The organism is Paraburkholderia kirstenboschensis (assembly GCF_904848585.1).
Lineage (GTDB): Bacteria > Pseudomonadota > Gammaproteobacteria > Burkholderiales > Burkholderiaceae > Paraburkholderia > Paraburkholderia kirstenboschensis.
In genome coordinates, this window is sequence record NZ_CAJHCR010000002.1 from 650,109 (window position 1) to 674,950 (window position 24,842).

25 protein-coding genes and 1 tRNA gene are annotated in these 24,842 nt (G+C 60.7%); 11 read left to right on the top strand and 15 right to left on the bottom strand.

Going from position 1 to position 24,842, the window contains the following annotated elements; all coding sequences use genetic code 11:
* Positions 1 to 19: 19 nt before the first annotated feature.
* A complete protein-coding gene (locus tag JMY24_RS09320) occupies positions 20 to 1,387 on the bottom strand; it encodes a flavin-containing monooxygenase (RefSeq protein ID WP_201701903.1) in 1,368 nt (455 codons plus the stop codon).
* A gap of 208 nt (positions 1,388 to 1,595) precedes the next feature.
* Between JMY24_RS09320 and JMY24_RS09325 the strand changes: the two genes are divergently transcribed.
* The 6 genes from JMY24_RS09325 to JMY24_RS09350 all read left to right on the top strand — a co-directional run bounded on the left by JMY24_RS09325 (position 1,596) and on the right by JMY24_RS09350 (position 8,306).
* Complete coding sequence (locus JMY24_RS09325; RefSeq protein ID WP_128595268.1) at positions 1,596 to 2,522, top strand: LysR family transcriptional regulator; 927 nt, start codon at positions 1,596 to 1,598, stop codon at positions 2,520 to 2,522.
* A 181-nt stretch (positions 2,523 to 2,703) separates the two neighbouring features.
* Positions 2,704 to 3,867: an SRPBCC family protein gene (locus JMY24_RS09330; protein WP_128595267.1), complete on the top strand. Its 1,164-nt coding sequence runs from the start codon at positions 2,704 to 2,706 to the stop codon at positions 3,865 to 3,867.
* Between the two features lie 32 nt (positions 3,868 to 3,899).
* Positions 3,900 to 5,081, top strand: coding sequence for an ABC transporter ATP-binding protein (locus JMY24_RS09335; RefSeq protein ID WP_128584405.1), 1,182 nt, complete (start codon positions 3,900 to 3,902; stop codon positions 5,079 to 5,081).
* A 1-nt stretch (position 5,082) separates the two neighbouring features.
* Positions 5,083 to 6,129 carry an ABC transporter substrate-binding protein gene (locus JMY24_RS09340; protein ID WP_128584404.1) on the top strand — a complete coding sequence of 349 codons (1,047 nt, stop codon included), beginning with the start codon at positions 5,083 to 5,085 and terminating at the stop codon, positions 6,127 to 6,129.
* A 37-nt stretch (positions 6,130 to 6,166) separates the two neighbouring features.
* Positions 6,167 to 7,420, top strand: a complete 1,254-nt coding sequence (locus tag JMY24_RS09345; RefSeq protein WP_201701952.1) for an ABC transporter permease — start codon at positions 6,167 to 6,169, stop codon at positions 7,418 to 7,420.
* A 58-nt stretch (positions 7,421 to 7,478) separates the two neighbouring features.
* Positions 7,479 to 8,306, top strand: a complete 828-nt coding sequence (locus JMY24_RS09350) for an ABC transporter permease (RefSeq protein ID WP_020069962.1) — start codon at positions 7,479 to 7,481, stop codon at positions 8,304 to 8,306.
* A gap of 542 nt (positions 8,307 to 8,848) precedes the next feature.
* Here JMY24_RS09350 and JMY24_RS09355 read toward each other — a convergent pair.
* The 11 genes from JMY24_RS09355 to JMY24_RS09405 all read right to left on the bottom strand — a co-directional run bounded on the left by JMY24_RS09355 (position 8,849) and on the right by JMY24_RS09405 (position 19,013).
* Positions 8,849 to 9,406 carry an antimicrobial peptide resistance and lipid A acylation PagP gene (locus JMY24_RS09355; protein ID WP_128584403.1) on the bottom strand — a complete coding sequence of 186 codons (558 nt, stop codon included), beginning with the start codon at positions 9,404 to 9,406 and terminating at the stop codon, positions 8,849 to 8,851.
* A 20-nt stretch (positions 9,407 to 9,426) separates the two neighbouring features.
* On the bottom strand, positions 9,427 to 10,176 hold the full coding sequence (locus JMY24_RS09360; protein ID WP_128595281.1) for a carbonic anhydrase family protein: 750 nt from the start codon (positions 10,174 to 10,176) through the stop codon (positions 9,427 to 9,429).
* A gap of 104 nt (positions 10,177 to 10,280) precedes the next feature.
* Positions 10,281 to 10,670, bottom strand: a complete 390-nt coding sequence (locus JMY24_RS09365; RefSeq protein WP_128584401.1) for a BON domain-containing protein — start codon at positions 10,668 to 10,670, stop codon at positions 10,281 to 10,283.
* 28 nt (positions 10,671 to 10,698) lie between these two features.
* Positions 10,699 to 11,844: a porin gene (locus JMY24_RS09370; RefSeq protein WP_128584400.1), complete on the bottom strand. Its 1,146-nt coding sequence runs from the start codon at positions 11,842 to 11,844 to the stop codon at positions 10,699 to 10,701.
* An 85-nt stretch (positions 11,845 to 11,929) separates the two neighbouring features.
* Complete coding sequence (locus JMY24_RS09375; RefSeq protein ID WP_128584414.1) at positions 11,930 to 13,558, bottom strand: 3-(methylthio)propionyl-CoA ligase; 1,629 nt, start codon at positions 13,556 to 13,558, stop codon at positions 11,930 to 11,932.
* A 59-nt stretch (positions 13,559 to 13,617) separates the two neighbouring features.
* The gene (locus tag JMY24_RS09380; RefSeq protein ID WP_413231232.1) at positions 13,618 to 14,010 is read right to left on the bottom strand and encodes a Rieske (2Fe-2S) protein; all 393 of its coding nucleotides are present in this window, start codon (positions 14,008 to 14,010) and stop codon (positions 13,618 to 13,620) included.
* Positions 13,997 to 14,557: an RBBP9/YdeN family alpha/beta hydrolase gene (locus JMY24_RS09385; protein WP_128584399.1), complete on the bottom strand. Its 561-nt coding sequence runs from the start codon at positions 14,555 to 14,557 to the stop codon at positions 13,997 to 13,999. The genes JMY24_RS09380 and JMY24_RS09385 overlap by 14 nt, the downstream gene beginning before the upstream one ends.
* A gap of 17 nt (positions 14,558 to 14,574) precedes the next feature.
* Positions 14,575 to 15,423, bottom strand: coding sequence for a TauD/TfdA dioxygenase family protein (locus tag JMY24_RS09390; RefSeq protein WP_128595280.1), 849 nt, complete (start codon positions 15,421 to 15,423; stop codon positions 14,575 to 14,577).
* Between the two features lie 10 nt (positions 15,424 to 15,433).
* Positions 15,434 to 16,414, bottom strand: coding sequence for a quinone oxidoreductase family protein (locus JMY24_RS09395; RefSeq protein ID WP_201701905.1), 981 nt, complete (start codon positions 16,412 to 16,414; stop codon positions 15,434 to 15,436).
* Positions 16,415 to 16,482: 68 nt separating this feature from the next.
* On the bottom strand, positions 16,483 to 17,805 hold the full coding sequence (locus JMY24_RS09400; RefSeq protein WP_128584398.1) for an MFS transporter: 1,323 nt from the start codon (positions 17,803 to 17,805) through the stop codon (positions 16,483 to 16,485).
* Between the two features lie 152 nt (positions 17,806 to 17,957).
* Positions 17,958 to 19,013 carry a beta-keto acid cleavage family enzyme gene (locus JMY24_RS09405; protein ID WP_128584397.1) on the bottom strand — a complete coding sequence of 352 codons (1,056 nt, stop codon included), beginning with the start codon at positions 19,011 to 19,013 and terminating at the stop codon, positions 17,958 to 17,960.
* A gap of 233 nt (positions 19,014 to 19,246) precedes the next feature.
* Between JMY24_RS09405 and JMY24_RS09410 the strand changes: the two genes are divergently transcribed.
* The gene (locus JMY24_RS09410) at positions 19,247 to 20,257 is read left to right on the top strand and encodes an AraC family transcriptional regulator (protein ID WP_201701907.1); all 1,011 of its coding nucleotides are present in this window, start codon (positions 19,247 to 19,249) and stop codon (positions 20,255 to 20,257) included.
* Between the two features lie 112 nt (positions 20,258 to 20,369).
* On the opposite strand, the gene JMY24_RS09415 is transcribed toward JMY24_RS09410, so the two are convergent.
* Together JMY24_RS09415 and JMY24_RS09420 are read right to left on the bottom strand one after the other, a co-directional pair.
* Positions 20,370 to 20,522 carry a hypothetical protein gene (locus tag JMY24_RS09415; RefSeq protein ID WP_164853523.1) on the bottom strand — a complete coding sequence of 51 codons (153 nt, stop codon included), beginning with the start codon at positions 20,520 to 20,522 and terminating at the stop codon, positions 20,370 to 20,372.
* A gap of 70 nt (positions 20,523 to 20,592) precedes the next feature.
* A complete protein-coding gene (locus tag JMY24_RS09420; RefSeq protein WP_164853522.1) occupies positions 20,593 to 20,757 on the bottom strand; it encodes a hypothetical protein in 165 nt (54 codons plus the stop codon).
* Positions 20,758 to 21,037: 280 nt separating this feature from the next.
* Between JMY24_RS09420 and JMY24_RS09425 the strand changes: the two genes are divergently transcribed.
* From JMY24_RS09425 to JMY24_RS09440, 4 genes are all read left to right on the top strand, one after another.
* Positions 21,038 to 22,108: a phytanoyl-CoA dioxygenase family protein gene (locus JMY24_RS09425; RefSeq protein WP_201701909.1), complete on the top strand. Its 1,071-nt coding sequence runs from the start codon at positions 21,038 to 21,040 to the stop codon at positions 22,106 to 22,108.
* A 3-nt stretch (positions 22,109 to 22,111) separates the two neighbouring features.
* A complete protein-coding gene (locus JMY24_RS09430) occupies positions 22,112 to 22,255 on the top strand; it encodes a hypothetical protein (RefSeq protein ID WP_164853521.1) in 144 nt (47 codons plus the stop codon).
* Positions 22,256 to 22,333: 78 nt separating this feature from the next.
* Positions 22,334 to 23,995 carry a hypothetical protein gene (locus JMY24_RS09435; protein WP_128595278.1) on the top strand — a complete coding sequence of 554 codons (1,662 nt, stop codon included), beginning with the start codon at positions 22,334 to 22,336 and terminating at the stop codon, positions 23,993 to 23,995.
* A 192-nt stretch (positions 23,996 to 24,187) separates the two neighbouring features.
* Positions 24,188 to 24,658 carry a tyrosine-type recombinase/integrase gene (locus JMY24_RS09440; RefSeq protein ID WP_236597356.1) on the top strand — a complete coding sequence of 157 codons (471 nt, stop codon included), beginning with the start codon at positions 24,188 to 24,190 and terminating at the stop codon, positions 24,656 to 24,658.
* 74 nt (positions 24,659 to 24,732) lie between these two features.
* On the opposite strand, the gene JMY24_RS09445 is transcribed toward JMY24_RS09440, so the two are convergent.
* A tRNA-Ser gene (locus JMY24_RS09445) sits at positions 24,733 to 24,823 on the bottom strand.
* Positions 24,824 to 24,842 lie beyond the last annotated feature (19 nt).

Genomic DNA, 24,842 nt, shown 5'->3' on the forward strand with positions numbered 1-24,842 from the left:
GATCGAAGAGACGCGTGAATCAGTTCACGCCCATTTCGCTGACTTTGTGAACCCTGGAACTGGCGGATGCGCCGTCGGCGCTTTCAGTACTTCCTGTGCTTTCGTCGCCGCGGCTCGCTGCGTTGGATTGCGATCCATCGTAATACGCCAGATATTTGCGCTGGGTGGCGATGTGATCGGCGACGTGCTTCGCGTCGTGCCACACCCCCCAGATAAATGCAGAGCCGCGACGCGACAACCACGGCAGTCCGAGAAAATAGATGCCCGGCTCCTTCGATACGCCGCGCTGATGCGCCGGCTTACCTTTTTCGTCGAAGGCGTTCACGTTCAGCCAGCCGAAATCGACTGCATAACCGGTTGCCCAGACAATCGACGTCACACCGGCTTCTGCCAGGTCGAGATCGCGAAGCGGATGCGTGACGCACTCGGGGTCGGCGGGAATGACGCGCGCCTCCGGCTCTTGCGGAAGATCGAGACCGTTGCGCTCGGCATACGCGTCGGCCGCATCCAGCAGCGACAGATAGTTCTCGTCGCCGCGCGCAATGTTCGCCGCCAGATCGTCTTCAAAGACAGCGACGCCATTGTCGAAAGACTTCGTGAGACCCACGAGCGTAATGCCCTGATGCGCGAGACGCCGGAAGTCCACCGTATGACCGCCGCGCGAGCCGCTTACCGCAATCGTCACGTGTTCCCTGCCCGGCTTCATGACCTCCGCGTCCCATTCGCCGAGCACGCCGAGCCACCAGCAAAAATCGCGACCGCGATAAGCGCGCGGCGGACGATCGTGCGCGCCGACCGACAGATAAACACGCTTGCCCGCGCGTTGCAATTCGTCCGCGATCTGCACACCGGACGATCCAGCGCCGACCACCAGCACGCCTCCTTCCGGCAATTGCCCCGGATTGCGATAGTCGGCGGAATGAATTTGCGTCAGACGCGTGTCTTGCGGCGCGATCGGCGGAATGACGGGGCGCTGGAAAGGTCCTGTCGCGACGACCACGCGATTAGCCTCGATCGTGCCCTCCGACGTTTCGACCGTGAAGCCCGGCCGCCCCGCATTGCGCACGACGTGCTTCACCTCGACGCCAGTGCGGATCGGCGCATCGAACTTTCTTGCGTAGGCGACAAAGTAATCCGCAACCTGCTCCTTCGGCGCGAACGCGTCCGGGTGGACGTCCGCGAACTCCAGGTTGGGGAAACGATCGTGCCATGCGGGACCGTTCGCAACCAGCGAATCCCAGCGCCCGGTACGCCAGCGCTCGGCGATACGGGCGCGCTCCAGCACGAGGTGCGGCACGCCGAGCCTTGTCAGGTGTTCGCTCATGGCGACGCCGGCCTGGCCTGCGCCGACCACCAGCGTATCGATCGACGTTGTTTGGAGTGTCATGACGGTGTCCTTCAGAAGAGGCTATAGCGAATCGTGCTTGCCGATGGCGTGTGCCGCCGGGCCGTTCGTCTCCCGTCAAAATCTACCCGCCCGTTCCGAATCCGAAAAACATATTAAAAAAATGCAGCGCATCGGTTTTTCCTATGCAGCACTTTTTGACCGCCTCACAATGCCGCCCATTGAAGACCTTGAAGATGGAGTGTCGTCGATGGAAAGTCACCCGTTGCGCTACTCATTGCGCCAGTTGCGCTATTTCGTCGTGACGGCGGAAGCGCTGTCTTTCACGGCGGCGGCAAAGCGTCTGCATATCTCGCAACCGTCGATCTCGACGGCGCTTGCGGATCTCGAAGTCTCGTTCGGCGTGCAACTCTTCATACGACATCATGCGAGCGGTCTCTCGCTCACGCAGGCCGGACGCGATCTGCTCGGCCAGGCGCGCAATCTGCTGAAGATCGCGGAGGAACTGCAAACGACCGCGAAGGAAATGGACGGCGGCATGACGGGCGCCATTGCGCTCGGCTGTCTCGTCTCGCTCGCGCCGCCGCTCATGCCGGGTCTGATCAGCCGCTTCACGGGCGAGAACGCGGGCATTTCGTTTCGCACCGTCGAGGCGCATCAGGACGGCCTTTTGCGCGGCCTGCACGATGGCTCGCTCGACATCGCCCTCACCTACAGCCTCGACCTCACCGAGGACATCGCCTTCACGCCGCTGCTCTCGCTGCCGCCTTACGCGATCCTGCCGCGGACGCATCGGCTCGCCCGCGCGCGCAAGGTATCGCTCGCCGACCTTTTGCCCGAGCCTTATGTCATGCTCGACTTGCCGCACAGCCGCGAGTATTTCGCCGCGCTTTTCGATGCGGTAGGCAGCCGGCCGGTGCCCGCGTTCCGTTCGTCGCAGCCGGAGGTCGTGCGCGGCATGGTGGCGAACGGTCTCGGCTATAGCCTGCTCAACTTTCCGCTCAAGTCCAATCGCACGGTGGATGGCGAAGAGTTCGTCATTAAACGCTTCAAAGACAACGTCAACGCAACGATGCTAGGCATCGCGCAATCGCGCACGATGAAGCCTCGCCAGGTGGTGCATCGTTTTGCGTCGTTCTGCGAGAACTACATCCGCCGACTGCACATCGACGCGTGATTCAAAGCGGTCAATCGTCTGCTTTCAGATTGCGTTCGCTGCATAGACAAAACCTTTGCTTTGTATCTGAAAACAATATTTTGGCTTGCAAATTGGCTTGATAGATTGATGGCCATGTTGAGCGCCACGTCGCGAGGCTTCACGTCGGCTCGCTCTTACCGTCACGAATCGAGGGGGACGCATGACCGACCTGCCAACGACGAGCGCAGTGCATGCACTGGTCGAAGACCTGCAGACGGGTTGCGAACGGCCATTCGGCGATGCGCATGCAATGCCGCCCGGTGTCTATACGTCGCCCGAATTCCTCGCGCTGGAAGAGCGCACCATCTTCGCGCGGGAATGGCAATGCGTCGGCCGCGCGAGCGCGCTCAAGGCAACCGGCGATTACCTGAGCGCGCGCATCGGCGCGCAACCCGTCGTGGTTCTGCGCGACGAACAGATGCAGCTCAGGGCGATGTCGAATGTGTGCCTGCATCGCATGTCGGTGTTACTCGAAGGGCGCGGCAACGTGCGCCGCATCGTCTGCCCGTATCACGCATGGAATTACTCACTGGACGGCGCACTGCAAGGCGCGCCGCTCATGGACAGGCAACAGGGCTTCTGCAAGGAAAACTACCGGCTGCCCACAGTGCGTTGCGAAGAATGGCAAGGCTGGCTCTACGTGACGCTCGACGAAAACGCGCCGCCCGTGCGCGAGCAGCTCGCCGATTTGAGCAAGCTGATCAGCGCATACGGCATGTCGGACTACATCGAAACGTTCTATGAAGAGCACGTGTGGGACACGAACTGGAAGATCCTCGCGGAGAACTTCATGGAAAGCTATCACCTGCCCATGCTGCATCGCGCGACGGTAGGACCGCATTCGCGGCTCGAAGAAATGGAATGCCCGCCGGGTTATCCCGCGTTCAACTATCACTGGATCACGAAGGAAGCGTCTTTGCCGATCGGCAACGCGCATCCGGGGAACACGCGTCTTACCGGGCATTGGCGCAAGACCACCGCGCTGCTCGCTATCTACCCGACGCATCTGGTCACGCTTACCCCAGGTTACTTCTGGTATCTCGTGCTGCAACCTCAGGGCGTGGGGCGCGTGCATATCCGCTTCGGCGGCGGGCTTGCGCCGGAGTTCATCGCGGACCCCGAGGCGAACGCGCACATGGCGACGCTAAAGAAACTGCTGGACGACGTGAACGCCGAAGACAAACGCGGCGTGGAAGCGGTCTTTCGCGGCGTGCATGCGCCGCTCGCGAAACCGGGCCATCTGAGCCATCTCGAACGACCTAACTATGACTTCGCGCGCTACATTGCCAGCAAGATCGCCGCGACGCAGCCCGGTACACATTGATTACGACGCACCATCGACAGGACGCGATCACGATGTCAAACCCTTCCTTCATTTCGCTCTCGCGCGTGAGCAAATCGTATGACGGCGCCCAATATGTCGTCGATGACTTGAATCTCGAGGTGGGCAAGGGAGAATTTCTGTCGCTGCTCGGGCCCTCCGGCTCGGGCAAGACAACCACGCTGATGATGCTCGCGGGATTCGAAACGCCCACTCACGGCGAGATCCGCCTCGACGGCCGCCGCCTCGACGACAAGCCGCCGCATCAGCGCGACATCGGCATGGTGTTTCAAAACTACGCGCTCTTTCCGCATCTGACCATTGCGGAGAACGTCGCCTTTCCGCTTTCCGTGCGGCACGTGAGCCGCTCCGAGCAGAAGGCGCGAGTGAAGCGTGCGCTCGACATGATCGAACTGCCGCATCTGGCGAACCGGCGTCCTGCGCAACTCTCCGGCGGACAGCAGCAGCGCGTCGCGCTCGCACGTGCGCTCGTGTTCGAGCCGAGTGTCGTGCTAATGGACGAGCCGCTCGGCGCCCTCGACAAGCGCCTGCGCGAAACCATGCAGTACGAAATCATGCGCCTGCATCGTGAACTGTCGCTCACGATCGTCTACGTGACGCACGATCAGGCTGAGGCGCTGACCATGTCGAACCGTGTGGCCGTGTTTTCCGATGGCCGTATCCAGCAGGCCGCCACACCGAGCGAGCTCTACGAAAACGCACAGAACGCGTTCGTCGCCAACTTCGTCGGCGAGAACAACGGACTGACGGGGCGCGTCGCGAATACGGGCGAAGGTTCGGCAACGCTTGCGCTTTCGGACGGGAGCATGATTCGAGGCCGTTGCGAAGAGGGCCTGCGCGCCGGCGACGAAGCGATGCTCGCGTTGCGCCCGGAACGCGCGCATATCCCGAGCGCGGAAGGCACGCTCGCCGCCGAACACGACAACGTAGTGCGTGCGCGCGTCGACGAACTGGTGTATTGCGGCGATCATCACCGTGTACACCTGACGCTCGGCTCGCGCGATTCGATCGTCGTGAAAGTGCCCAACACCCAGCGCCATGCGCTGCCCTCACCCGGCAGCACCATCGACGTCGCGTGGCGCCACGACGACTGCAAGATCCTCGCCGCACCTGCGCCGCGAAGCGCGCCCGCGATCCACGTATCCACACCGCCCTCACCTTCCATAATCACGACCGCACCAGCAGGAGCCAACTGACATGCGCACCCTCATCAAAGCACAATGCGCTGCACTCGCCGTAGCCGCATTCGCCACCGTAACCACCCAGGCAGCGGAGACCCTCTCCGTCGTGACCTTCGGCGGCGCGTACGAAGCGGCGGCCAAGAAGGCCTACTTCGAACCGTTTACGCAGGCCACGGGCATCGGCTTCTCGACCGAATCGTATGACGGCGGTCTCGCCAAGCTTTCCGCGATGGAGCAGGCCAAAAACACCACGTGGGATCTGATCGACCTCGAAACCAACGATGAGATCACCGCCTGCGAGGAAGGCCTCCTGCAGAAGTTCGACAAGAAGACAATCGGCAAGACGAGCGACTTCATTCCCGGCTCGATCAGCGATTGCGCGGTCGCGAGCATGGTCTGGTCGACAGTCTATGCGTACGACGCGAGCAAGCTCAAGACAGCGCCGACCACCGTCAACGATTTCTTCGATTTGCAGAAATTCCCGGGCAAGCGCGGCTTGCGCAAGTCGCCGAAGGTGTCGATGGAATGGGCGTTGATCGCGGACGGCGTCGATCCGAAGGACGTCTACAAGGTGCTCGGCACGCCCGCCGGCGTGGACCGCGCGTTCAAGAAGCTCGACACGATCAAGAAGAGCATTGTGTGGTGGGAGTCGGGCGCGCAGGCGCCGCAGTTGCTCGCAGACGGCGCGGTCGTCATGACACAGGCCTACAACGGCCGCATCTCCGATGCCGCGAAGAAGGACAACAAGCCATTCAAGGCGGTCTGGGACGCGCAGGTCTACGACTTCGACTGGTGGGGCGTTCCGACGGGCGCGAAGCACGCGGACGCGGCGGCAAAATTCATCGTCTCCGCTTCGCAGCCCAAAGCCTACGCGGACCTGTCGAAGTACATCGCATACGCGCCGCCGCGCAAGGACGCAATTGCGCTCATCGACAAGCAGCGTCTTGCCGATCTGCCGACCGCACCCGAGAACTTCAAGCGCGCGCTGCAGATCAACGCGAACTTCTGGGCCGACAACGCGGACCAGATCAACAAGCGCTTCCAGGTGTGGCTGACGCAGTAACGCCATCGTTCGACGAGAGCCCAACTTGACTACCAGCATGCCCGCTTCCGCCCAAGGCACGGTCCCGGGCTCTCCGACGAGAGCCGAAGGCCGCGCGTCGTTTCAGAAGGCACGCCGCCGCGCATCTTTGCAGGCGCTGCTGCTTGCGCTGCCGTTGCTCGTGTTTCTGCTTTCGACGTTCATTGCGCCGATCATGTTGCTGCTCGCGCGCAGCGTCGAGAACCGCGAAGTGCCGGACAGCATGCCTGCACTGACGCGTGCGCTCGATGCGTGGGACGGCCGCGGCGTGCCGGACGAAGCCACGTTCGCGCTGCTGGCTGCGGGGCTCAAGGAGGCGCAGCAAAGCGGACAGCTCGGCACCGTCGCGCGGCGGCTGAATTTCGCGCAGCCGGAGTTTCGCAGCCTGCTCATGCGCACCGCGCGCCAGCTGTCGGGCGATGCGCCGCCGGCGTGGAAGCCGGCGCTCGTCGAACTCGACGAACGCTGGAACTCGCCCGAGACCTGGCGCTTGCTGAAGCGAGGCGCAGCGTCGCCGACGCCTGACTATCTGCTCGCCGCAGTCGATGCGCAGGTGACGCCCCAGGGCACGCTCGCGTTCGTCGCGGACAACGCTTCGGTCTATCGGCAAGCGTTCGTGCGGACCATCTCCATCAGCGCGACGGTCACGTTGCTGTGCCTCCTGCTCGGCTACCCTGTCGCGTGGCTGCTCGCAAACTTGCCTGCGAAAAGCAGCAACCGGCTGATGCTTCTCGTGATCGTGCCGTTCTGGACTTCGCTGCTCGTGCGCACGACAGCATGGTATGTGTTGCTGCAACCGGGCGGCGTCATCAATAGCCTGGTGATGGGTCTCGGCCTCGCCACTCACCCGCTGCCGCTCATCTTCAATCGTGCAGGCGTTCTGATCGGCATGACACACGTGCTGCTGCCGTACATGATTCTCGCGATCTACTCGGTCATGAAAAGCGTGTCGCCTGTGTACATGCGCGCCGCGCAATCGCTCGGCGCACATCCGTTCACCGCGTTCGTGCGGATCTATGTGCCGCAGACGCTGCCGGGCGTCGGCGCAGGCTGCTTCCTCGTATTCGTGCTCGCGCTCGGCTACTACATCACACCTGCGCTGCTCGGTGGCGCCGGCGACGAGATGATCAGCCAGCTCATTGCCATGCAGACGAACACGCAGCTCAACTGGGGCCTCGCCGGCGCGCTCTCGGCCTATCTCGTGATCTTTACGGCGATCTTCTATTTCATCTTTAACCGCGTCGTCGGCATCGACCGCTTGCGCTTCGGTTGAGCACCGTTCGAATACGCGCGCGACGAAACACGACGAAGGGACACGACGAAGGAACGATATGCAAGATCAACGCAACAAGATGCTGACCGAACGCGTGGCCGCGCGCTGGGTGCGGCTGCATACCGCGCTCGTGCTGTTCTTCCTGATTGCGCCGATCCTCGCGATCATCCCGCTCTCGTTCAATTCGGGTTCCTACTTTTCGTACCCGATGCAAGGCTTTTCGCTGCGCTGGTATGAGCAGGCGCTCACGAGCGCGGACTGGCAACGCTCGCTGCTGAATAGCCTCGGCATCGGCGCGGCTTCGACGGTGATCGCGACATGTCTCGGCACCCTCGCCGCACTGGGGCTCTCGCGCTCGCAGTTTCCGCTGCGCTCGCTGATCATGCCGCTCATCATCTCGCCGATGATCGTACCCATCGTCGTGGTCGCCGCAGGCTTCTATCTGATCTTCGCGCCGCTCGGACTCGTGAACTCGTATCCCGGCGTGGTGCTCGCGCACGCAGCTCTCGGCACGCCATTCGTCGTGATCACCGTGACCGCGTCGTTGCTTTCGTTCGACCACAGCCTGTTGCGTGCCGCTTCAGGGCTCGGCGCGCCGCCGTGGGTGACATTCAGGCGCGTGACCTTGCCGCTCATCATGCCGGCGATCGCCACCGGCAGCGTCTTCGCTTTCGCGACGTCATTCGACGAGGTGATTGTCATTCTGTTCATCGGCGGCCCGGATCAGACAACCGTGCCGCGGCAGATGTGGAGTGGAATTCGCGACTCGATCGACCCGTCGATCCTCGCCGTGGCGACAATGCTGATCGTGTTCGCAGTGCTGCTCTTTGCGAGCATCACCTGGCTGCGCGGCCGCGCGGCCGCCGCCAGCAATGCTCTTGTTTGACGCAGTGGAAGCGGCGCACGCCGTCCGTCGAAATGTTCGCGAGGATAGAACATGAGACGCAGCCATGGTATCGGACCAAAGGCTCATTGCTTGCACTCACGCGCCCGCATACTCTGGTTATTCATCTGATGTGGCCGTGGCGGCGCTCGCTTTTCGAGCCGGCTAACCGAAGCTGCACCATCGGCGATGGAGATAGCGATGCGTTATGAGGCGAGTACTTTGCGCTCGCTGGTCGAAAAGTGGCTTTCGCCGGTACCGATCATGCCGGTCCAGGTCACGCGATTCGGAGCGGCGGGAAAAGGCCAACACCGCTACGTGTATGTAAAAGCAGGCGACGCGGTCTGCTCTCACGCGTTGTTCTTCTTTCGAAGCGATGACGGATCGTGGAGTGTCTTTCCTCCTGACGACCTTCGACCACCCGCGCTGCAAGCCCGAAGCGATGAACGGCAAGTCTCTGCTGATGCAGCGACTCATTGACGTTATTTCCGCGAGCCGAAGGGGCGTCCATAGCGCTCATGCGGTGTAGACAGAAGAGTGGGCACTCAGAACTGGTAGCGTGCCCAAAAGAACACGACGTCGCCTTTGCTGACTCCGGGAACACGGGGAATAAATGTGGCCATGATCGAAGCCTTCTGATAGCGCAGCGACCCTATCGGCAACACCAGCGGAACGGGCACATAGTGCGCGATGTCTTCACGCGCGGTGAATCCCGCGAAGAACCCGCCGCCAAGAGACAATCCACCTAGAACCGGATCTGTGAACCATTGCCGGGCGTACCCGCCAAGCGGTTCAAGATGCTTGTGCGAGTCGAGAAAGACCACCAGGAACAGGTTGTCCTCGTTGCCGTTGTGATCCGTGAAGTGCTTCCCTGCGCCGCCTCCCCATGAATTGGAATTGATCTCGCTCTCCGAGTATCCGTCGACATGCCATCCGTATCCTGTGAGATACATATCCCACGTGCCGTACGTCGTGATATTGGTTAGCCGTGTACAGAAGGAGGTCATCCATTGCGATGAAAAATCGCAATTCGCCGATGCCGCTTGCAGCGACACCATCACCGTACACAACGCAAGAAGATTCTTCAGAGCGCCATTTTTCATGGTTCAGGCAAGACCGGCAGTCAGCCAAAGAACTCCACTTCGCCGGTCTTCAGGTTATACATCGCGCCCGCTATCTTGATCGCCCCCTTGGTTTCAAGCTCTGCCAGCACCGGGCTACCGCTACGAATGTTCGCTAAAGTCATCGCGACGTTCTTGCGTGCGACGGCGTCCACGAACGTGTAATTCGATGCTGAGCGCTCGCCGCTGTAGGCCGTTGCCTCCACCGCCGGCTTGATCTTGCCCAGCAATCCGGTCAGATTGCCCAACTCTGCGTTGTCAATCGCTCCCTTGATCGCGCCACAGGATGTGTGGCCCATCACGAGTACTACCTTGGCACCAGACAGTGCACACGCGAACTCCATGCTGCCGAGGATGTCGTCGTTCGCGACGTTGCCTGCCACACGACAATTGAAAATATCGCCGATGCCGAGATCCATGATCACCTCGGCCGGCGCGCGCGAGTCGATACAGCTAAGCAGTACTGCCGCGGGATACTGACCACTCGCGCTTGCCTTCTGCTCGCCCAGGTAATTACGGGCTTTCCTCTCGCCCCTCCGGAAACGCGCGTTACCTCGCTTCATCGCCTTGATGATCTGGTCCGGCGTCATGCTGTCGCGCTGCTCTTTGGTCAGCGCGTCGGCGCGTGCGGGACTCGCGACGAGCGCGCCGCCCGCAGCCGAGCCAACCATGGCCGCAGCGCTGGTCAATTTAAGGAAGAGGCGACGACCTGTACCGTTGCCTCGCCGGGCAGATTCACATGTTTCGCACATGACCCGAGTTCCTTTTTTGAGTGGAACGAGATCCTCTCCAATAGCTTATTCGTCGTGGGGTTCTTGCGGTATCGGACTTTGGTCCAATACCGCAAGACCGCGACTTACATGCCGCCAAACGGTTTCTTGACCACCAGTTTGTTGGTTACTGAAGCAACTCCAGAAACGCTCTTTGCGATGTCCGCCACTGCACTGATCTGGGCGGCATCCGTGACCGTCCCATTGAGCGTCACTGCACCGTCTTTCGCGATCACACTGATGTTTCCCGCGTCGATTTCCTTGTGCTTTGCAATCGCCGCATAGACCTTGCGGCGCAGCGCGCGATCTGCTTTCCTGCCAGTCGCCGGCGACGTTGCGCTCGACGCTGTCATCGCGGATGAACCCGTTGCACCCGCGGGCGCGCTGGCCATGCCGTTCGTCTGCGACCATGCGCTCATGGACGTCGCGATGATCGCCGCTGCCACGGCGGATTGAAATACCGGATTGATTTTCATGAATTGTTCTACTCGATGATTGACGGAATCAGAAGGTATGGCGAATGCCGACCATGGCGGCAGTCGTGGACACGCCGGGCGCGACCGGTGCGCCATAAATGATCGTCTGGTTCATGGTCCCCTTGTTGTCGACATACCCGACTTGCGCATACGCACGGGTTCTCTGCGACACGTTGTATTCGGCGCCCACCGCAAATTCCGTGGAATGATTAGCCGAACGATTCCGGTCCTTCAGATAGTAGACGCCGGACGTGATCTTGAAACGCGGATTGAATTGATAACCGATGCCGCCCGATGCCATTTCGAAATCCGCAGTGTTGCTATTGGCCGGATTCTTGCCGATGCCGTATGAGCCGGACACCGAAAAGCCGGCGATCGTGTACATCGCGCCGAGGTAATAGAAACGATTGTTCGCCACACCTGTCGCGGGCGCCGCCGGTGCTGCCGGGTAGTTGATCGGATACGGATTGGTGTCGTGTCCGTTGTAGTACACGGCGGACACATTCAAGCCGTAGTTCGAATACTTGAGCACCGCCGATTCGCGCGTGCCCCCTTGGAAGTGGCCGGCGACGCCGCCCGGCGCGTACTCGAGCGCAAGCGATGCGCCGTAGAATTTCGGCGAGTTGTAGACGAGCGCGTTGCTGTCGTAGAGGGCACCGATCGGCGCGTTCGTGCTGGTGCCGGGCCAGCCCGCCGCCTGATTCATGCCGAGCCACGCGGTCAGGATACTGCCGAAATACTGCGCACTGCGGACGTCGGTTTCCGCCATCGCGTAGATCATCGGGATGATCTGCCGGCCGGCATCGACTGAACCAAACGGTCCGGACGCTCCGATCGTCGCGAACTGGTTGAAGATCGCGGTAGTGCCCGGCGTGTCCGACAGGCCGAACTTGCCGTTAGTGACGTTGAAGGTTCCTTGCAGCTTGAAGTTGATCCTATATCCGCCGCCGATGTCTTCGCCTCCCTTGAGGCCCCAGAAGCTGGAATAGATGCCGCCGTCCTTCAACTGATAGACATGTCCCAGGTTCGGCGCCGTGCGCTGGAACGTTGCTGCGGAGGTGCTTTGATACAACAGCCCATTATCGAGCACGCCATACAGCGTGACCGACGATTGGCCGTGGGCGGCGGCGGCGAACATCAGCAGCACCGCGGTGCCGCTCAACTTCAGTTTCATTCTGTGTCTCCAATGTGTACCGGGCGAGCCGGCGTTTCTTTTCTCTTTTTTGCTTCGATAAAGCTCTTTGCTGCACGTCGGCGTGTCAGGTCGACAGATAGTGGTTTCCGAACTGCTCGCGCAACTGGTGCTTGAGCACCTTGCCGGTCGCGCCAAGCGGAACCGATTCGACAAAGATCACCGCATCGGGCTTCCACCACTTCGCGATCCGGCCGTCGAGGAAGTCAAGCAGTTCAACACCTGTTAGCTCGCTGTCCGGCTTTTTCACGATCAGCAACAGCGGCCGTTCGTCCCATTTCGGATGCCGCGCTGCGATACAGACCGCGGCCGTGACGTCCGGATGCAGATATGCGATGTTTTCGATGTCGGTGGAACTGATCCATTCGCCACCGGACTTGATGACGTCCTTGCTGCGATCGGTGATCTGCATGAAGCCATCGGGATCGATCTTCGCCACGTCGCCGGTCGGGAACCAGCCGTCGCACAACGGCGACGCGTCGTCGTTGCCAAAGTACTGCCGTGTAACCCAGTGACCGCGCACCATCAGGTCGCCCGCCGCGTTGCCGTCCCACGGCAACTCGGCTCCGTTAGCGTCCACGATCTTCATGTCGACGCCGAAGAGCGCCCGCCCCTGCTTCGCCTGAACCGCATATTGGTCGGTCATGGGTAGCGACAACTGAGCCGTTTTGAAACTGCAGACAGTGCCGACCGGGCTCAACTCCGTCATGCCCCATGCGTGCAGCACGTCGACCCGATGGCGCTGCTGGAACGCTGCCGTCATCGCCGTGGGACAGGGAGCGCCGCCGATCACCGTGCGCCGCATCGACGAAAACGTCGCGCCAGTCGCATCCGCATGCGTAAGCAATCCTTGCCACACAGTCGGAACGCCAGCCGACAGCGTCACCTGTTCCGCCTCGATCAATTCGTAGAGCGACTTGCCATCAAGCGCCGGCCCCGGAAACACCAGCTTCGCGCCAACCATGCAGGCGATATACGGCAGCCCCCACGCGTTCACATGGAACATGGGTACGACCGGCAAAATCACGTCGCGCGCCGAACAGTTCAGCGAATCGGGCAGCGCTGCACCATAGGTATGCAGTACCGTCGAGCGGTGGCTATACAGCACACCTTTCGGATTCCCCGTGGTGCCCGACGTGTAGCACAGCGACGATGCACTGTTCTCGTCGAACAGCGGCCAGTCGAAAGCATCGTCGTGAAGATCGATGAGATCCTCGTAGCACATCAACTCGACAGACAGGCCGTGAACCTGCGGCATGTGCGCTCGATCCGTCATTGCCACGAAAACCTTCGGGCTTTTAACGCGCGGCGCCACGCTCTCGATCAGCGGCAGAAACGTGAGATCGAAGAACACGACGCGATCTTGCGCATGCTCGATGATGTATGCCAACTGGTCGACGTGCAGCCGGGGATTGAGCGTATGCAGCACAGACCCGGACCCCGACACCGCGAAGTACAGCTCCATGTGCCGATAACCATTCCATGCCAGCGTCCCTACGCGCTCGCCCTTTTCTATGCCAAGGCCGGCGAGCGCGTTTGCCATGCGGCGCGCGCGTTGCGCAAGGTCGCGGTAGCGATACCGGTGAATGTCCCCTTCGACTCGCCGTGATACGATTTCCTGAGTGCCGTGATGGCGCTCGGCGTGCATCAGCAACGAAGCTACCAGCAGCGGTTGCTGCATCATCAAACCTTCCATCTTTACTTCTCCTGAATCGTTGCTGGACGCAGCGCGCTGCATGACGTCGTTGAACCGGTCTACGCGCCTGTGGAATTCGCGGACAGGCTCTCAAGGCTGACAAGCAGATTCCCGTCGACTGTCTGGACGGGGATAGTCGTCAAAGTCAACCCGCTGCCTCCCGGCATGCAACCGGTTCGCACGTCGAAGCGCAGCCCGTGCGCCGGACAGCGCAGCACGCACCCTTCCAGTTGACCGCTGGCGAGCGAGGCGCCGTTGTGCGGACATGAGTTTTCAATTGCGTGGACCATGCCGTCGATGTTGAAGAGCACAATGCTGCGGCCGCCGATAAAGGCCAGCTTGCGCTGACCGGGTGTAAGCTCAGCGGCGGCGCCGACCGCGATCCAATGCGATGTCGCGGTTCCCGTTCTATCGGATCGACCCGGGCCGCGTTCGAAGTCAGAACAGCTCACGAATTAGCCGCTCGCCCATCGGCCATTCACCGAACCCAGAGGTCGGATTCAGGTGCCCCACTTCGCCCAGGTCGACGAGGCGGCTGCGCCAGTCTTGCGCCATTGCGGACACACGGTGGAAGCGCGCCAGCGGATCGTTGCGGCTCGCACCGACGATGCTGCGAAACGGCAACGGATCGCGCGGGGCCGGAAGCCAGCCGTTGCGCGCGAGCAAATCGATGCTCGGGTAGCCTGCCGGCAGGGGCGTATCGAGGTCGGCCGGAGTCACGAGCAGCGCACCATGAATCTTGCGCTTGTGCTGCCTTGCCCAGTGCACGGTGATCATCACGCCAGCGCTGTGCGCGACCAGGATCACGGGGCCGTCGATCGTCGCGAGAGCGGCATCGAGCGCCGCCACGCGTGCCGCGCAACTGAGCTTGTCGTTCTCCAGCGGCGGCACGGAGGCGGCTTTTGGCAGCTTATCCTGCAGCAGGGTTTGCCAGTGCTGTGCAACGTGGTCGCGCAAGCCGGGCACCATCAGAATGGTCGGATTTGTATCGAGAGTCACGACGGTTTCCTGAGCGGTTAATACGGCTTGCTGCCGACGATGCCGGCGCGTTCCATCTTGCGATGGCACGGCGGGTAGTCCATCACTGCGTAGTGCTGCGTGCTCCGGTTATCCCAGATCGCGATGCTGTTCTTCTGCCAGCGCCAGCGCACCTGATACTCGGGGATATACGCCTGGCTGATGAGATAGCGCAGCAGATCGCCGGCGCCGGGATTGGCGTCCTGTCCGAAGCGCACCCGAGCCGGCGTGTGATAGTTGGTGAAATGGGTGGTGAAGGCGCTCACGAACAGCACTTTCTCGCCGGTCTCCGGATGCGTGCGCACCACCGGGTGCTCCGCGTCCGGAAACTGAGCCTTCAGCGTGAGACGTTTCTCGATATGCATCGCCGCGCCGAAGCTCGCCTCGATACTATGGCGGCCGCGCAGATCGGCAATCTGGGCCTTGACATGCTCCGGCAGGTTCTCGTACGCGAGGACCATGTTCGCCCACATCGTGTCGCCTCCAACCGGCGGGCATTCCACGCAGCGCAGAACCGCGCCGAACTGCGGCACTTCGCGCCAGGTCGCATCCGCGTGCCACGCGTTCTCGTACCGGTCGTTGGGCTGATCCGGGGTCTTGTAGATGCGCACGAGCCCCGGATGTTCCGGATCGCTGCCCGCCACCGGATGATCTTCGAGTTCCCCGAAGCGGCGCGCAAATGCCACATGCTCCGCGCGCGAGATCTCCTGGTCGCGCAGGAACAGCACGCGGTGCTGAAGCAGTGCCGTCCGGATCTCGCTAAAGAGGCCATCGTCGTGGATTGCATCGGCCAGATTCACGCCGATCAGTTCAGCGCCGAGCGCACACGTCAATTGTTCGACTCGCATGGCTTGCTCCTCAGATAACGAAGACCGACGAACCGGTCGTCTTGCGCGATTCGAGATCGCGGTGCGCTTGCACCGCATCCTCGAGTGCATAACGCTGGTTCAGTTCGATTTTGATTCGACCCGCTGCTACATGCCCGAATATCTCGTCGGCCAGTTCTTTCTTCTCGGCGGGGTCGGCAACGTAGTCCGCGAGCGCCGGACGCGTCAGGTAAAGCGAGCCCTTCATCGCGAGAATCTGCGGATTGAATGGAGGCACCGGACCTGACGCCGTGCCGACGCAGACCATCAGGCCACGGCGCTTGAGCGAGTCGAGCGACGCGTCGAAGGTGTCCTTGCCCACGCTGTCGAACACCACATTCACGCCAACCCCGTCGGTCAATTCGCGCACGCGCTTCGCAACGTCTTCGCGGCTGTAGTAGACGATGTGATCGCAGCCATGCGCGCGCGCCACTTCGCCCTTGGCTTCGCTCGAAACCGTGCCGATCACGGTGAGACCGAGCAGCTTCGCCCATTGCGAGACGATCAAACCGACGCCGCCAGCGGCTGCATGCAGAAGGAGTGTGTCGCCCTTTTTGAAGTCGTAAATACGACGCATCAGATAGGACGAGGTCAGGCCCCGCATGGTCATGCCGGCCGCCGTTTCGCACGAGATCGCATCGGGCAGCTTGATGAGCGGCGCGGCGGGAATCAGACGCTCGGTGCTGTATGCCCCCAGCGTGTTGACAAAGCCGGTGTAGGTCACGCGGTCGCCGGGCGCGACGTTCGTGACATCCGGGCCGATAGCCTCGACCACGCCCGCGGCTTCGACGCCCATGCCTGCAGGCATCGGGATCGGGTACAAGCCGCTGCGAAAATAAGTGTCCGCAAAGTTCAGCCCGACTGCCTCATGGCGCAGGCGGACCTGACCGGGCCCCGGGTTGCCCACTTCGACGTCCTCGTAACGCAACACGTCGGGACCGCCCGTTTCGTGGAAGCGAACTGCTTTGGCCATGTCAAATCTCCTATCCGTTACTCAAACTGCAAAATTGATTGGGTGTGCCGCGGAGTTGCTATCCGCGCTCAACGCATAGCCTGCTCGCGCAGCGCGTTCAGACGATCGAGGTCGCCGGCGTAGTTCCGCTTGCCGATCACAAACGCGATAGCCGCGATGAGTGGAGCGAAAGGCACAAGTTGCAACGCGCCGAGCAAGCCGATCCGGTCGGCGATGATTCCCGTCAGAACGGCAGCGGGCGCGAGCCCTAGCAGATTATTTGCGAGCGTCAGGGTTGCAAACGCCGACGCATGGATCGATGGCGGCGTCAGGTTCGCGACCATCGCACCCGAGGGACCGCTTGCGCCAGCGCTAAAAAACATGCCGGCGCCGATCACGATGAGTTGCAGCGGACCCGCCGGCATGCGCAAACCAACTGCAAGCAGCACGAAGCACAGCAGGCAGAAGGCGATTGCGCTGCCCCACTTTCTTTCGCGTGCATTTTTGCTGAGCCGGTCGGCGAGATTCCCGCATACCACCATGCCGAGGCCCGTCACCAGCACGAACACTGCTCCGCCCATTGCCGCCTTGCCGGGCGCCATGCCGTAATAGCGATTAAGGAAGCTCGGCATCCACGCCCAGATTGCTGCCGGAACGAGCAGATGAATACCGCTGCCGACGTACGCGCATACGACGGACTTCGTCGAAAAGAGTCCTCTCATCAGCGCCCGCAGCGTCATGCGTACACCGAGTCCCTCTGCGTGCTTGCCGGCACCTGCCGGTTGCAGCGGCGCGAGACGCTTCTCGGTCACCACGAGCCTGTAAAGGATCACCAGCACGAGCCCCACGGCCGCCATTGCGCCAAACGCCGGACGCCAGCCGAGGCGAGTGGCGATCGCACCGCCGAGCGCCATGCCCAGCACCGAGCCAAGCGCTCCGCCTGCCATGAAGCTGCCGGCGAGCGTCGAGCGCAGGCGCGCCGGAAAAATGCTCAGGACAACTGCGATGCCGACGCTGCCATACGCCGCTTCGCCGATGCCGACGAACGCACGCGCAAGCAGCATCTCGCCGTAATTCGTCGCGATCGCGCAGCCGAGCGTCGCGACACTCCACATGGCCGCCATCAGCACGATGCTCTTTACACGGCCCCAACGGTCGGCGAGCACGGACAGCGGAAAGGTCAGGACGCCGACCATCAACGCGACGACACTGCTAAGCGACCCCAGGCGTGTGTCGGAAAGACCCCATGCGGATTTGAGCAGCGGAAACACCGCATTGAGCACCTGACGCGACATGTAATCGGACAGAAGCAGCCCAACCGTCAACGCAAACACGACCCAGGCATAGGGGCGCACGTCCGCTTGGGTCACCGCGACGTTGCCCGTCACGGGCTCGGCATGCTGCATCAACATAATTGGTCTCCTTCACATCTCATTCGTTAGCGGTGATCTTTCCCGCGCGGCAATGGCCGATCATGGTTGGCTCATCACCGTTTTCCGGCGCACGCCGCTCAACATCACTTTCGAAGCCCGGCGCAGTCGCAGCGTCGACCGGGCTCGCTGCTTCACGCCGCTCGAAGCGGCAGATTCCTGACACCGGCCTGACGGTTCGGCGCCATACCGTTGGCGGCTAGCGTTTCGTCGACCGTTTCATACTGCACACCGATACGGTAGATCTCGCGTGCTTCTTTCCCGGTGGCAATTTCCCGACCGAGTTCGCGCGCGAGACGCACGCATTGTTCGATCTGCTGCACCGATGTGAAGCGAGCGCCGCGCTGGTCGATGATCGTGTCCTCGATGCCGCAACGCGGATGCAGGCCCATTGCCATCGCCATCATGTTGAACGGCAGCACGTTCTTGAGCAGCGATTCCGCCGTGAGCGTGCAGCCGTCCGGCGCGCGATGGACGAAGTTGAAGAAGTTAAACGGATTCGGGCCGTCAAAGCCCCCGCCAATGCCGATCCACGTCAGATTCAACGGGCCCTTGTAAGCGCCCTTGCGCACCAGGCGGTCGAGCGTTTCCAGTGCGTGTATGCCTGTCAGCTGAAAGTGCGGCTGGATGCCAGCGGCCTGCAGGCGGCGCAGATGCTCTTCGACCCAGGCCGGTCCTGCGGGCACCGTCATTTCACTATAGGCCGCCATGAACGCGGGATTGGATAAAGAGGTGCCTTCCAGGTATTCCGGATAGAGCAGCTCCATGATGTTCATCTGCGTGGTGTTGATCGCAACCGTCACCTGATCCGGCTTCGGTTGCAGGTCGGCCAACATGTGACGCGTGTCATCGGAGAGCCATTTCGCGCTCTGGCCGTCGTCTTCCGGTGCAAACGAAATCGAGCCGCCGACCTGGATGATCATGTCGGGCACAGCGGCGCGCACGCCGGCGATCAGTTCGTTGAATTTCGACAGGCGTTTCGATCCCTTGCCGTCCAGTTCACGCACGTGCAGGTGCAGCACGGTGGCGCCTGCGTTATAGCAGTCGACGGCCTTCTGGATCTGCTCGTCCATGGTCACAGGAATGTCTGCGGGGAAGTCTTCCGGCATCCATTCGGGGCCGTACGGGGCGGTCGTGATGACGACCTTGTCCTGGTTCTCGGGGTGCAGCGAATCGTCGAGAAATTGCATGTTTGTCTCCGGCAGGGTGATGGTGTTGCGGGCCGCGAGTTCGCGTGAGAACTCGAGGCAAGATAACGAATCGTTAGTCGCACAATACGGCAATCGCGCGCTACACTTTTATGATTGGGCGCCGTTGTTTTAGCAATCCATGCCACTGCGTGTTAACACCAGGATTTGTGCGCGGTAGGCGTTTCATTAGCGAAAAGCGGCGGCGTCCTTATGGAACCTGAGAAGGGCTTGCGATGGAAACGATGCTGCGATCAGTAGCCATGAGCGGCTATTTCGATGTGACGCGGCGGCTCGGACTCAATCCGGCCGCGCTTGCGCAGCAAGCCGGAATAGATGCCGCCGCATTAGCGAATTCGGACGATCGCGTGCCGGCCGCCGCTTGTTGCCGGCTGCTCGAACTCACGGCTGAAAAGGCGGCGTGCCCGACTTTTGCGCTGCTCATGGCAGAGACGCGTCAGAAGTTCGGGACCGGCGTGGTGAACGTGCTGCTTTCACATAAGCGGACTCTGCGCGAGGTGTTGCTGGCCGCAGTCGAATACCGGCATCTGCTTAACGAAGCCCTGGCCGTCTACGTGGAAAATGCCGGGGAGACCGTCACCATTCGCGAGGAGCTCGTGGTTGAGCCTGGTACTCCTACGAAGCAGGCAATCGAACTTGCGCTCGGCGTCCTCGCTCGCCACTCGAGTGCCCTGCTCGCCGATCACTGGAAGCCGCGCGCGGTCCATTTCACTCATGCGGCGCATGCGGACCTGACGTTTCATCGGCGTTTTTTCGGCTGTCCATTGGAATTTGGCAGCGATTTCAACGGCTTCGTTTGCGCAGCGGCGGATCTCGACTACCCGAATCCGGCCGCCGACCCCGAACTGGTTCGATATGCCGAGAGTCTTGTCGCCCCACTCGATCCGATGGGTACGGATTCCACCGCGCTCGAAGTGCGCAAGGCGATCTATCTGCTGCTGCCCCTTGAACAGGCTACGGTCGAGCCCGTTGCCCGCCATTTGCGACTGAGCGTGCGCACCATGCAGCGCCAGCTCGAGTTGGCCGATACCAGCTTCTCGGCGCTGGTCGAGGAAGTCCGGCGTGAACTTGCCGTGCGCTATATGAGCAACCCGCGTTATCCGATTGGACGGGTCGCGGCGCTACTGGGCTACGCGCAGCAGGGGTCGTTCACAAACTGGTTCGCGTTGCGATTCGGCATGACGCCGCGCGATTGGCGCAATTCGGTTGATCGGCGGGGTAAGTAGGTGGATTTTTTTCTGCGGATGGTTCGGGGGGTTATCGGGGATGTGCGGGATTGGATGTGGATTGCAAACCCACTAACGAGCAACTGCCGTGACGGGATCTTTGCGCGCCCGGTTAGAACATGGAATCGTCAGGGTCACGACCGTAGCCCATGACCGGGCCGAATGCAGAGATAGCGGCGAGCGCGCTCGACAGGATCACCGTGCCTAGCTCGTGAAGCTGCTGCCAGCCATCGGCCAGCGTGATTTTGAGTTTTATTTCGTCCATCCTCGCGTTTCCGGACGCACGCCCGCGCGGTCATAAGAGGCCGGTCCAGCTTCTCGTTGGTCGCCTTGAGTTACTCCTTGTTGTCCGACTTCTGTTCGCCCTGGTCTTTCTCCGCGTGGCTCGCCCGGTCCTCAAGACTGTTGATGCGCCGGTCGAAACTGAGGTAGAGGCCGAAGCCCGAGCCCAGACAGCCGGCCAACAACGCGACCAACGTCATGAGCGTCGGAATGTTCACCGACCTGTCGAACCACCATTGCCGCCCTCCTGCCTGCAGCGCCGCCCCGCTTGCCGTTCTTGCGTCATGCGCCTCTCCTTTTAAAAATGCGCGGCCATAAAAAACCGCCCGAAGGCGACCAATAGAAAAACAGCTCAAAGGCTGGCTACTTCCACTTCTATCTCTGTCCTTACGCCTACTGCGTATGAATGTCCGGCGCACAACTTGGGGCATCCACCTTTACTGTAGAATTCCCCGGCCCGTTTTTGCGCCCTGCGATGTCCATAGAGGTAAAAAAAGAATGTCAGGAAAATTCACGAACTTGCTCCCTGGTGTGCCCAGCGTTGAAAGCCCCTTTTTCAAGCAGATTTTTGCGGACCCGTCGATCGACGCTGAAACGCTGAGGGTCGCCACTGACTTGAATCGCGATGGCTATGCAATTATCAAATTCCCCGACGACGACTTTGATGCGATCGCAGCAGGCATTAAGTCAAGTCTCCACGATCAGTACGATTGGGCGACGTGGCGCGAAAAGTGGTACGACGCAAAAGTCGGCCTGAGAGTCCTCGATGCATGGAAGACCGACGAAAACGTTCGTCGGATCGCCACGAACGCGAAAGTGATCGACTTGCTGTCGAAGCTTTTCGGACGCCAAGCCTGGCCGTTCCAAACCCTAAATTTCCCTGTCGGCACGCAGCAGCATGTCCACTCTGACTCGATTCACTTCAGTTCAGTGCCGGAGCGCTTCATGTGCGGCGTATGGACCGCTCTCGAAGACATTGGTGAAGATGCCGGCCCGCTTCTCTACTATCCCGGCTCACACAAATGGCCCGTCTACACGAACGAACACATCGGCTATTGCGCCACAGAGCCAGTCACAGAAACAAACAAGATGGACTACGAGACGATGTGGGACGCATTGATCGAAGCCCATGGAGCAACGCCGGCCATCTTCACGCCTAAAAAAGGCGAGAGCGTCATCTGGCTCTCAAACTTGTTGCATGGCGGTCTTGAGCACAACAACAAAGAAAAGACTCGCTGGTCCCAAGTGACACACTACTACTTCGAAGGCTGCGCCTACTATCGCCCGTTCAGATCCGACCCATTCTATGGCTCGATCTATTTTTCGAAAATGAACGACATGATCATCGGCAAGCCGGTGAAACACCAATACAGCGGCTTCGATATTCCTGAGAGCTTCATAGACTCGTCTTTCAACAACTGCAGCGCACAAAAAGCGGTGATCCCCGCAGACTTTGACCCGCAGCAGTACCTGCTAGCCAATCCCGACGTCTTTGAGGCCGGAGAAGATCCAGTCTTGCACTACCGGCTGCATGGTTGGCGCGAAGGGCGGCGGCTCAGGCCAGAATGACCGGTGGCAGACGCACCTCAGACGACGATGGTGGATGCCCCGCTCGTTGTCGCTCTGTACCTATGCGCGCCGATCGGAGCCAAGGAAGGGAAGAACGTCCCCGCTGGCATCAAGGGCGAGTGGGTGCTGTCCATCAATTACGCCTAGTAAAGCAGAGACGTCGGGGGTGCCGAACTGGACCTCCGCGTGCGCTACACTCTCGGCTCGAAAAGGAGACTGCCGCCAGTGCATGCAATTGAATCGAGAGGCCGAAAGGTAGAAATACTGTCATTTCTCGTTTTTCTCATTGGCGCGATGGCAGCGGTTGTCACGCTTGCGGAAATAATTGGAACTCACGTTCCGCTCTTTTCGGGCGATTATGAGCAGGTGTTCTTTAGAGCCGCCCAACTGAAGCACGGGGAGATCAGCGTCGCCGATTTCATCCTTCGTCGGCAGGTCGATCATCCACACCTCCTCGTCTTCGGACTTGCGTATCTGGACGTCACATTCTTCAGCGGCCACACATGGCTACTGTATGCGGCAAGCTTTTTATTCTGCGGTGCCATGATCGTCACGTTTGCATTGACCGTGCGCCGATCTCAATTGGATCGCAGCACATCAGTGGTCGTGGTGGGGATCGCAGTTTTTCTACTGTGCGGCCCTCAGAACCTAGGCGTTCTTTCTTGGCCCTTCCAGGTTACATTGGTGGGCACCGCGTCGCTAGTGGTGGTCGCATCCTATCTGCTGGCAAACGCCAGTCACATGCGAGGTCTGATCGCCGCTTGGCTATTGCTGGCCGTTGCTGTCATCAGTCACGGAGCCGGAGTTCTGGTAATTCCTGTCCTCTGTGCGTTCTTCCTGCTGACGCGCCGTAAACGCTACGGCATCCTCGCACTCCTGCTCGTCGCCGAATTCACGCTCTACGCTGCCCACTATCCGACGACCCCTCACATCCGGCTATCGGCACTTATCACGAAGATGGTTCACGCGCCATCGGAGTGGATCGGTATTCCAGCATACGTCGCATACTTGCTCGGACACGGCATCACCTTTGGCCTAGTCGGAAACATCGTCGACGCGCTCCTTGGTGCCATGGGGCTTTTTGCATACGCATATTCAGTTGTTCAGTTCGTGCGCTTCAGAAAGGGAAGTCCCAGCCTCGTATTTCTTTCGACCTTCGGGCTACTCGCCTGCTTGACGAGCATCACACTGAACATCGCCTACGAGGATCTCCGTAAGGCTACCGTGAACCTCAATTATTTTTTCGCTGACCGGTACCTGCCTTGGACCGCTTTTTTCTGGATTGGCACCTTCACGAACATGCTTGGCATCGTTCGCATCGGGCGCGCCTCGGTATCGATAGTCGGGGCAGCAACAGCCGTGTTTCTGGTAGTCGCATCGGTGCCTGCAATTCAGAAAAACAACTCCATCTTGCTGTCTCGCGTTGCTGTCACGGACAACTTCGGCTGCCTGGGGAAGGTATCTGCCTGCATGCTTTCCAGGGCGGTCGGACTGCCTGTGGATTCGGTACGCCCTTGGAGCACTCTCGTCTTCGGCTGGCAGAGGGAAGTGGGAGCCCTGCACATCTCTAACCCGAAGGCCTGCGTCGGCGGCGCACAAACGCTCTTCAAACGAGACTCAATGCTGGACCAAGTCAGTCGGTTACAGGCCGCTGATTTTACGGACGTGAACTGGGACGAAGGCATTTCGCGAACGCGTGCTGGTTTCTTTGTGACCGACGCATCGACGATCGCGACGTTGAGTCAGTGCGACGCGGTCAAGCTTGCCGATGGAAGCGTCCGCGGAGTGACGGAGATCGATGGGAGAAACGTATATCTTGAAGGATCTCCTCTGTCGTCTGCATCTGGATACCCATCACACATCGAAGTCGTGCATCACTGGCGATGACGGCGAACCGGTCACTCCGCTACAGGAGCCGGCAGAAATTGTGGCATGAAGGCATCCTGCTCTTCATAGTAAGCCTTCCAGATTTGGTCGCTTGAATTGAGCGTCCCATAGTTAGGCCAAGTGTCGGGGTCCTGAGGGCTGCTGAAATACGAAACGATGGTCTGTTTCGTCGAGTTCGCAAACTGTACGTATATGCGAATCAAGCTGCTGACCGGGCTGCGTCGCGGCGACCTGCTGCGCCTGACGATGTCCGACCTTAAAGACGATGGGATTCACGTCACGCCCGGCAAGACCGAGAACACGACAGGCAAGCGCCTGTTCTACGAATGGACCGACGAGTTACGCGAAGCTGTCGCGCTCGCTAAGGGCGCGCGGCCAGTGTCTATCGCCCCCTGGCTGTTCTGCAATCGTCGCGGCGAATGCTACTTCAGCGAGCAGACCGGCCGCGCCGGCGGGTGGGACACGATGTGGCGCACCTTCATGGAGCGCGTGCTGGAAGAGACGAAGGTCAAGGAGCACTTCACCGAGCACGATCTACGGGCGAAATGCGCCAGTGACGCAGAGACGTTGGAGCATGCGCAAGCGCTTCTGGCGCACGCCGACGGCAAAGTCACGGAGAGGATTTATCGGCGGAAACCGGAACGCGTGAGGCCGCTTCGTTGAACAAGCTATGGCACAACCCCGATTCTATGGCACAGCTCGGAAATTGGATCGGCTGGAAAGCCTTATGGGAAGGGTGGCGGAGAGACGGGGATTCGAACCCCGGATAGGCTATTAACCTATACACGCTTTCCAGGCGTGCGACTTAAACCGCTCATCCATCTCTCCGGCGGGGAGCCGAATTATA